The organism is Ectopseudomonas khazarica (assembly GCF_004521985.1).
GTDB lineage: Bacteria > Pseudomonadota > Gammaproteobacteria > Pseudomonadales > Pseudomonadaceae > Aquipseudomonas > Aquipseudomonas khazarica.
The window spans coordinates 194495-200494 of record NZ_SBHZ01000011.1 but is presented as its reverse complement, the minus strand read 5'-3'; the positions used below and the strand labels follow the sequence as shown (position 1 = coordinate 200494).

Here is a 6000-nt window from a genome sequence, read left to right as displayed (position 1 = left end):
CAGTAGAACAGGGTGTAGAAGTTGTTGAGGATCACGTAGACGAAGGTGATCAGGGTCATGGCAGCGAGAAGAAAGGCGATGAAGCCTTCCTCGAAGTGCTCCCAGGCGCGCCGCAAGGCGTTCATGGCATCTCCGCGAGGTTGTTGTGATTGTCAGGAGTCGGACGAATCTAACCGAGCCGGGCGCCCGCGGGATATTCGTCATTGGCAAACACCGCCTTAGGCGGTGCTGAATGGCGAACCACCCCGGGTGCGTGGGCCCGGGGTGGCTCTGGGGGGAAATTACTGGTTGGCGGCCTGCGCGGCCTCGATCACGTCCACACCGATGTCGGCTTCGAACTTCTTCCACGCCGGGCGCACGGCGTCACGCCATTGGGCACGCTGCTCGGGGGTCAGGGTGATGATCTCGCTCTTGCCGGTGTCCAGGATGCCCTGGCGCGCCTTGGCATTGAGCGCCTCGGCCTGCTTGTTCACCTCGACGGTGACCTCGTCGACGATCGCCTCCAGCTCGCCGCGGATATCCGCCGGCAGACCGTTCCAGAACTTGGTGTTGGTGATCAGTACGTAGTTGCCGATCGCATGGTTGGACTCGGTCATGTACTTCTGCACCTCGAAGTACTTCTGCGAGTAGATGTTCGACCAGGGGTTGTCCTGGGCATTGACCACGCCGGTCTGCAGGCCCTGGTAGATCTCGGCGAAGGCCATCTTGCGCGGCACTGCGCGCAGGGCGCTGTACTGCGCCGCCTGCAGGTCGGACGGCTGCACGCGGAACTTCTGCCCACGGGCGTCAGCAGGCTCGACCAGCGGCTTGTTGGCGGTCAGCTGGCGCATGCCGTTGAGCCAGTAGGCGAGGCCGGTGATGCCCTTGTCTTCCATCGACTTGAGCAGCGCCTTGCCCTTGTCCGAAGCCTGGAAGCGCTGCGCCGCTGCCACGTCGTCGAACAGGAACATCAGATCGAACAGCTGCAGTTGCTTGGTGTACTGCTCCAGCTTGGACGGTGCCGGCGCCAGCATCTGCACTTCGTTGAGCAACAGGGCTTCCATCTCCTTGCCGTCGCCATAGAGCGAGGAGTTGGCGTAGACCTCGACCTTGACCTTGCCGGCCAGGCGCTCGTCCACCAGCTTCTTGAACAGCAGCGCGCCCTGCCCCTTCGGCGTGCTGTCGGCAGTGATGTGGGAGAACTTGATCAAGATCGGATCGGCAGCCTGGGCCGACAGTGCGCCAAGCAGGGCACAGCCGGCGAGTACGCCAGCCAGGCCACGACGAACGAATGAAAACTTCATGGAAAGCTCCTGTTGTTTTTGTCTGAGCGTCGAGGGCGAAAACCCTTCGATTGGCCCGGACTCTACCCCGCCCTCCTCCGCGCTGAAATTCACATTTGAACAACCGAGCCTTCGGCATTCACGAAGGCAACGCGAGATCATCCCCTGCCGATCCACTGTTGCGCAGGTGGTCGAGCATCTGCTTCGCGGTCAGCGAAAGGTTGTCCTGATTGCGTACGGCCACCTTCAGCTCACGCCTGGCCCAGGGATCGTGCAGCGGGATCACCCGCACATCGAGCGCCGGCAGATAGGTGCGTACCGCCAGGTCCGGCAGGACGCCAACGCCCATGCCGGTGTGGATCATCCGGCAGATGGCCTCGAAGCTGCGAACCTGGATGCGCAGGCGCAATGCCATGCCCTGGTTGTGCGCCGAGTGCTGCAGCAGGCTGTGCAGCGAGGCGTCCTGCTGCAGGCCGATGAAATCGTAGCCCACCGCTTCGCGCAGATGGATGCCGTCACGCCCGGCCAGCGGATGATCGCGCGGGGTGACCAGCACCAGCTGGTCGTGGCGATAGGTGAACACCTGCAGGTCATCGGCCGGTACATGCCCGGCGAAGATGCCGATATCGGTGAGGCCCTCGCGCACCGCACGCAGGGTCTCGCTGCTGACCCGCTCCTCCAGGTCGATCTTCACCTGCGGGTGGCGACGACTGAAGCTGGCCAGGTCCTCGGGCAGGAACTCGATCACCGCCGAGGTATTGGCGTGGATGCGCACGTGGCCCTTCACCCCCTCGCTGAACTCGCTGAGGTCGGCGTTGAGCTGCTCGAGGTTGTCCATCATGTTGCGTGCGTGGTGCAGCAGGGCGTGGCCGGCCGGCGTCAGCTCGACGCCCTTGGGCTGGCGATAGAGCAGCGCGATGCCGAGCTGGCTCTCCAGGTCGCTGACGCGCTTGCTCACCGCCGCCAGCGCCAGGTGCTCGCGCTCGGCGGCACGGGTCAGGCTGCGTTCGTCGGCGATGGCCACGAACAGCTTGAGGGTGACGAAATCGATACGCCGCATGAGGATTCTCCGTTTCGTGCCTGGCGAAGCAGCCAGGCCATATCGCCATGGCAAAGCCGGTTTACAGCATGACACTTCGTCAGCCGCGAAGCCTAGCTTGGCCATTGAGCAATTGTCCGAGTCGCCTCACTGCGCCATTCTGCGCACCACAAGAAACGCACAGGCAAATCAGGTGCAGCCATGACTCAAAGCAACAACGGCAACATGGCCCTGCAGGGGCTCAAGGTGATCGAGATGGGCCAGCTCATCGCCGGTCCCTTCGCCAGCAAGCTGCTCGGCGAATTCGGCGCCGACGTGATCAAGATCGAGCCGCCAGGCATCGGTGACCCGCTGCGCAAGTGGCGCAAGATCAAGGATGGCACCTCGCTCTGGTGGCACGTGCAGTCGCGCAACAAGCGCTCGCTGACGCTGAACCTGAAGGAAGCCGAAGCACAGGACATCGTCCGCCAACTGGTGAGTGAAGCCGATGTGCTGGTGGAGAACTTCCGCCCCGGCACGCTGGAAGGCTGGGGCCTGGGCTACGACGCACTGAAGGCCATCAACCCGAAACTGATCATGCTGCGCATTTCCGGCTACGGGCAGACCGGGCCCTACCGCGACCTGCCCGGCTTCGGCGTGATCGGCGAGGCCATGGGCGGCCTGCGCCACCTTTCCGGCTATCCCGGCCAGGCGCCCGTGCGCGTCGGCATCAGCATCGGCGATTCGCTGTCCTCGCTGTACGGCGTGATCGGCGTGCTGCTGGCCCTGCAGGAGCGTGCGCGCAGCGGCCAGGGCCAGGAGATCGACGTGGCGCTGTACGAATCGGTGTTCGCCATGATGGAAAGCCTGATCCCCGAATACGACGCCTTCGGCTACATCCGCGAGCCGGCCGGCAGCGCCCTGCCCGGCATCACGCCGTCCAACTCCTACCCGTGCAACGACGGCAGCTACGTGCTGATCGCCGGCAACGGCGACAGCATCTACAAGCGCCTGATGAGCCTGATCGGCCGCGACGACCTGGGCAACGACCCGCGCCTGGCGCAGAACGATGGGCGCAGCCAGCACGCCGAACTGATCGACAACGCCATCGCCGAATGGACCGCCCGGCGTGGCCGTGACGAAGTGATCGAAGCGCTCAAGGGGGCCCGCGTACCGGCCGGCTACCCCTACACCGCCGCCGACATCGTGCAGGACCCGCACTACCTGGCGCGGCAGATGATCGAGCAGGTGCAGACCAGCGCCGGCCCGCTGCGGGTGCCGGGGGTGCTGCCCAAGCTCAGCCGCACGCCAGGGCGCATCGGCAACGGTGGCCCACAGCTGGGCGAGCACACCGATGACGTCCTCGCCGGCCTCGGCCTCAGCGAGGCCCAGGTCGCCGGCCTGCGCGAACGCGGAATCATCTGAGCACCCAAAAGCCGCGATCACGGCACCCGTAGGGTGGACAACGCGAAGCTTGTCCACACAAACCCACGCCAACACCGGACACCGCAGTGGTGGATGGAAGAAGCGCCATCCACCCTACGCAGGCGCGGCTCATTGCAATGACGAAGCCCCGTAGGGTGGACAACGCGAAGCTTGTCCGCCAGAACCACGACACCGCCGGTCAGCGCCGCAATGGATGGAAAGCGCGCCTCCCAGCCAGCCAATACCGCAAGGATCTACCCATGAGCAAACGCCTCTACATCCAGGACGTCGCCACCCGTGACGGCTTCCAGATCGAAGCCTCCTTCGTCCCGACCGAAGACAAGATCGCCCTGATCGACCGCCTCTCCCACACCGGCCTGGCCAAGGTCGAAGTCACCTCCTTCACCTCGCCCAAGGCCATTCCCAACCTGCGCGACGCCGAAGAAGTGATGCGCGGCATCCAGCGCGTGGCCGGTGTCGAATACACCGTGCTGGTGCCCAACGTGAAGGGCTGCGAACGCGCGCTGTCGTGCGCGGTGGACGAGATCAACCTGGTCATGTCGGCCAGCGACACCCACGGCCTGGCCAACCTGCGCATGACGCCGGAACAATCGCTGCAACAGTTCGCCGAAATCATCGAAGTCACCCGTGGCAGCGGCGTGTTCATCAACGCCTCGCTGTCGACCACCTTCGGTTGCCCGTTCGAAGGCGAGGTGGCGGAGAGCCGCGTGCAGACGCTGATCCAGCGCCTGCTGGACATCGGCGTGCAGGGCGTGACCCTGTGCGACACCACCGGCATGGCCGACCCGGCGCAGGTCGAGCGCATCTGCCGCGCGGCACTGCAACGCTGGCCCGAGGCCGTGTTCACCGCGCACTTCCACAACACCCGAGGCATGGGCCTGGCCAACGCACTGGCAGCGCTGAACGCCGGCATCGACCGCTTCGACGCCTCGCTCGGCGGCCTCGGCGGCTGCCCTTACGCACCGGGCGCCAGCGGCAACATCTGCACCGAGGACCTGGTGCACATGTTCCAGCGCATGGGCCTGGACACCGGCGTGAATCTCGACGTACTGCTCGAAGCCGCCGCCACCCTGCCCGACCTGATCGGCCACGACGTACCCGGCGCCATCCTCAAGGCAGGCAAGTCGGACCGCCGCTATCCCAAGCCGAAGTGGATGCAGGAAGCCGGGCTCTGAACAATGTGCCTGGGGCTTTAGCCGCGACCTTCTGCTCCAACACGAAAACGCCCGGTGCAAGCACCGGGCGTTTTCATGTGCAGCGCAGCATCAACCCTGGTTGGATTTCTCCGCCGCCTCGATCAGCTCGGCACCGATCTCCTTCTCGAACTTCTTCCACACCGGGCGCATCGCTTCACGCCATTCGGCGCGCTGCTGCGGGGTCAGCTCGATGATCTCGGTGGTGCCGGCCTTGGCGATGTCCTGCTTGGCACTCTGGTTGAGCGCATCGGCCTGCTTGTTCACCTCGACGGACACTTCGGCCATGACCTTCTCCAGCTCGCTGCGCACATCGGCCGGCAGCCCTTTCCAGAACTGGGTGTTGGTGATCACCATGTAGTCGATCAGGCCGTGATCGGACTCGGTCATGTACTTCTGCACCTCGTGCACCTTCTGGCTGTAGTAGTTCGACCAGGTGTTCTCGGTGCCGTTGACCACGCCGGTCTGCAGGCCCTGGTAGACCTCGGCGAAGCTCATCTTGCGCGGGTTGGCGCGCACGGCCTTGAACTGCTCTTCCAGTACGGCGGAAGCCTGCACGCGGAACTTCAGGCCACGGGCGTCGGCCGGGTCACGTAGCGGCTTGTTGGCGGACATCACCTTCAGGCCGTTGTGCCAGTAGGCCAGGCCGGTGATGTTCTTGCTCTCCATGGAGGTCAGCAGCGCACGCCCCTGCGGGCTGGCCTGGAAGCGGTCCACCGCCGCCATGTCATCGAACAGGAACGGCAGGTCGAACAGCTGCACCGGCTTGGCGTACTGCTCGAACTTGGCCAGCGACGGCGCCAGCATCTGCACGTCGCCGAGCAGCAGCGCCTCCATTTCCTTACCATCGCCGAACAGCGAGGAGTTGGGATAGACCTCTACCTTCACCCGCCCGGGCAGACGCTCCTCGGCCAGCTTCTTGAACAGCAGCGCACCCTGTCCCTTGGGCGTGTTGTCCGCCACCACGTGGGCGAACTTGATGATGATGGGCTCCTCGGCAGCCTGGACCAGGCCGGCACAGGAAAGGATCGCGGCACAGGCGAGTGCCTTGGCGGTGAATCTGAACATGACGTTACCTCGT

At 64.7% G+C, this 6000-nt stretch carries 5 protein-coding genes and 1 pseudogene; 2 read left to right on the top strand and 4 right to left on the bottom strand.

Features of this window, described 5'->3' with window-relative positions:
• From EPK82_RS16085 to EPK82_RS16075, 3 genes and pseudogenes are all read right to left on the bottom strand, one after another.
• Positions 1 to 125, bottom strand: a pseudogene (locus EPK82_RS16085) (C4-dicarboxylate ABC transporter); the annotation flags it as partial.
• Positions 126 to 281: 156 nt separating this feature from the next.
• Complete coding sequence (locus EPK82_RS16080; protein WP_037057453.1) at positions 282 to 1283, bottom strand: DctP family TRAP transporter solute-binding subunit; 1002 nt, start codon at positions 1281 to 1283, stop codon at positions 282 to 284.
• Positions 1284 to 1401: 118 nt separating this feature from the next.
• Complete coding sequence (locus tag EPK82_RS16075) at positions 1402 to 2322, bottom strand: LysR family transcriptional regulator (RefSeq protein ID WP_134677231.1); 921 nt, start codon at positions 2320 to 2322, stop codon at positions 1402 to 1404.
• A gap of 180 nt (positions 2323 to 2502) precedes the next feature.
• Here EPK82_RS16075 and EPK82_RS16070 point away from each other — a divergent pair, with 180 nt between their 5' ends.
• The gene (locus EPK82_RS16070) at positions 2503 to 3705 is read left to right on the top strand and encodes a CaiB/BaiF CoA transferase family protein (RefSeq protein WP_134677229.1); all 1203 of its coding nucleotides are present in this window, start codon (positions 2503 to 2505) and stop codon (positions 3703 to 3705) included.
• A gap of 260 nt (positions 3706 to 3965) precedes the next feature.
• On the top strand, positions 3966 to 4901 hold the full coding sequence (locus EPK82_RS16065; RefSeq protein ID WP_134677227.1) for a hydroxymethylglutaryl-CoA lyase: 936 nt from the start codon (positions 3966 to 3968) through the stop codon (positions 4899 to 4901).
• Between the two features lie 90 nt (positions 4902 to 4991).
• On the opposite strand, the gene EPK82_RS16060 is transcribed toward EPK82_RS16065, so the two are convergent.
• The gene (locus EPK82_RS16060) at positions 4992 to 5987 is read right to left on the bottom strand and encodes a TRAP transporter substrate-binding protein (RefSeq protein WP_134677224.1); all 996 of its coding nucleotides are present in this window, start codon (positions 5985 to 5987) and stop codon (positions 4992 to 4994) included.
• Between the last annotated feature and the right edge of the window lie 13 nt (positions 5988 to 6000).